Genomic DNA, 2,460 nt, shown 5'->3' with positions numbered 1-2,460 from the left:
AAAGCCCCGCGAAACAAGCAGCCATCACGCATGGCACTACGCCGCCATATCCTCGCTCAGATCCTTCTGCTCGACCCACGGCTTGCGCACGCGCGGCGGGAAATTGGGACGAAAATCGCCACCGCTTATGGTCAGATTCGGGTTATAGAACGGATCGTTCCTGATGACATCCGCCCAGATTCTGCGAAAATTGTCGCATTCCTCAAGGAACTGCCGACGGCGATCTTCGTTTGTCGGCAGTCCGAGGCTCGCCGATTCGTGATGGAAAAGCAATGCACGCGGCGTCCATACATTCGCGTAACCCGCCTGTCCCAGACGCATGCCAAGATCCACGTCATTGAACGCCACCGCGAAATTGACCTCGTCAAAACCCGAGACTTCGAGAAAGACTTCGCGACGCATCACCACGCACGCGGCCGTTACTGCCGAGTACCGCTGAGTGCACGCTGCACGACCGAAATAGCCGAACGTTTCGCCTGGCTCTCCGACATGCGGATGCCCCGCAAGGCCGCCGATACCCACGACCACGCCACTGTGTTGGATCGTCCCGTTCGGATAAAGCAGCTTGGCACCAACGGAGCCGACTTCGGGGCGCAACGCGTGCCCGACCATTTCCCGCAACCAGTTCGGTTCGATCACTTCAATGTCGTTGTTCACGAAGGCGACCAACGGCGCATCCGTCTGGGTCACGGCCCAATTATTCAGCGCGGCAAAACTGTACGGCTTGTCGTAGTCGAGCAAACGCACCTTCGGCGATTGCTGCACCTGCGCGAAATACTCCATCGTGCTCGCTTCGACGCTGCGATTGTTCACGATGACGATTTCATAGTTCTCGTAGGTCGTTTTTTCGAGAATCGAGTCGACGGCAACACGCAGCAGTTCTACCTTGTCCTTCGTCGGAATGATGATCGCGACCTTCGGCTCAGGTGCAGGAACCGGCCACGTAACCTGGTAGTAGCCGAGATGCGGCTGACGTTTCACCGTCGCACTCCGGCCGGTTCGCTCAAGATGCTCGCGAATCGCACGCTCCGCGGCCTCATACGGATACAGCTTCTCGGTCGTGGCAAGCGCGACAGAACCACTGATTGCCCGCCAGTGGTAAAGAATGAACGGAATATGCCTGATGCGCTCCGGCGTCGTTTGCTCGCTGAAGCGAAGTGTCACGTCGTAATCCTGGCTACCGTTGAACGCACTCCGGAAACCGCCGATCTCCCGCAGTATCGACGTGCGGTATACCGCCAGATGCACCACCGCGTTCTGCGACAGCATCAGATCGTAGTTCCAGTCCGACTTGAACCACGGCTCGTAGCGCTTGCCCTGCTCGTCGATCTTGTCTTCATCCGAGTAGAGCATGTCGAGATCGGGCTGCTTGTTCAGTTCCACCACGACCATATACAAGGCATGCGCGGCTAGCTCGTCATCATGATCGAGCAGCGCGCTGAACTCGCCTGTCGCAAGCGACAACGCCGAATTGGTGGCTTCGGCAATATGTCCGTTCGTCTCGCGCCGCATATATCGGATTCTTGAATCCTGCGCTGCATATCGTTCGCAAATCCGCTGCACGTGCGGTTGCGGCGACGCATCGTCGACGAGGCACAGCTCCCAGTGATCGTAGAGTTGCTCGCGGACCGACTCGATACATCGGATCAGGAACGGTTCGGGCGTGTTGTAGAGCGGAACCAGTACGGAAATGAGCGGACGATACGCCAGGCGCTGGATATGAGCAGCGATCCCGGATACGTCATCCTGCGACAACGTATCGTAGCGTGTCACCCAATCACCATACTCGTTGCCTGACTGGCCCGCCAAGGTATCGATCGTGCGATCCCTGAGGGCATGCCGCAGCGCGCCAACGACGCCACGCGCCTTGACTAGCCGCATGGCTTGCACGGCATACGGGAAAACCAACGCGGGCTTATCGCGCAGCACACGGATCACCGGCTTCATGCGACGCCACGCCAGCGAAAGCCTTGACATGGGTTGAATCGAGAACCGCTTGATCCTGAAACGTCCGGGGCAACTCATCGGATCCAGGCGAATCGCCTGTACATTCGCCGGGAATACGACCATCGCACCCTGAGACGACAACGACGCTGCGGGCAGCGCCTGCGCAAGCTCCTGTGAAAAACCGGCTCCGGCATTGAAATAGAACGTCGGCGCAAGAATCCCGCTCTCGAGTTCGACCTCAAGCGTGACAAGGTTCCACCCTGCCGAGATTCGAGCATTACCGAAATCAAGCAGAAAATAAGGATCCGCCCCGGTGGCAACCCACCACGGCCCGTCAGGCGTCAAATCATTCGCGGGGTTGAGCGTCGGCTCGATCATATGAGTCATTTTTGAGTTGACGAGTTGCGGGACAGACTATCGCCGCCGGGAATTTGCACAAACAGGTCGCTTACCGTCTGATCGAATCGCAGCGTTGAACAATCGACTGCGACACGCTCAAGCGCGTTCGCCCGT

Annotated in this window: 1 protein-coding gene; it reads right to left on the bottom strand. The window is 58.2% G+C overall.

Features of this window, described 5'->3' with window-relative positions; all coding sequences use genetic code 11:
• Positions 1-36: 36 nt before the first annotated feature.
• Entirely contained in the window at positions 37-2,334 is a 2,298-nt protein-coding gene (locus JMF90_RS33340) for a glycosyltransferase family 2 protein (RefSeq protein ID WP_082409272.1), read from the bottom strand.
• Positions 2,335-2,460: the final 126 nt, after the last annotated feature.

The organism is Burkholderia sp. E168m23, from assembly GCF_016586125.1.
In the GTDB taxonomy this organism is placed as follows: domain Bacteria; phylum Pseudomonadota; class Gammaproteobacteria; order Burkholderiales; family Burkholderiaceae; genus Burkholderia; species Burkholderia orbicola.
Note: the sequence above shows the minus strand (reverse complement) of the source record. Positions and strands in the feature narration are given on the sequence as shown.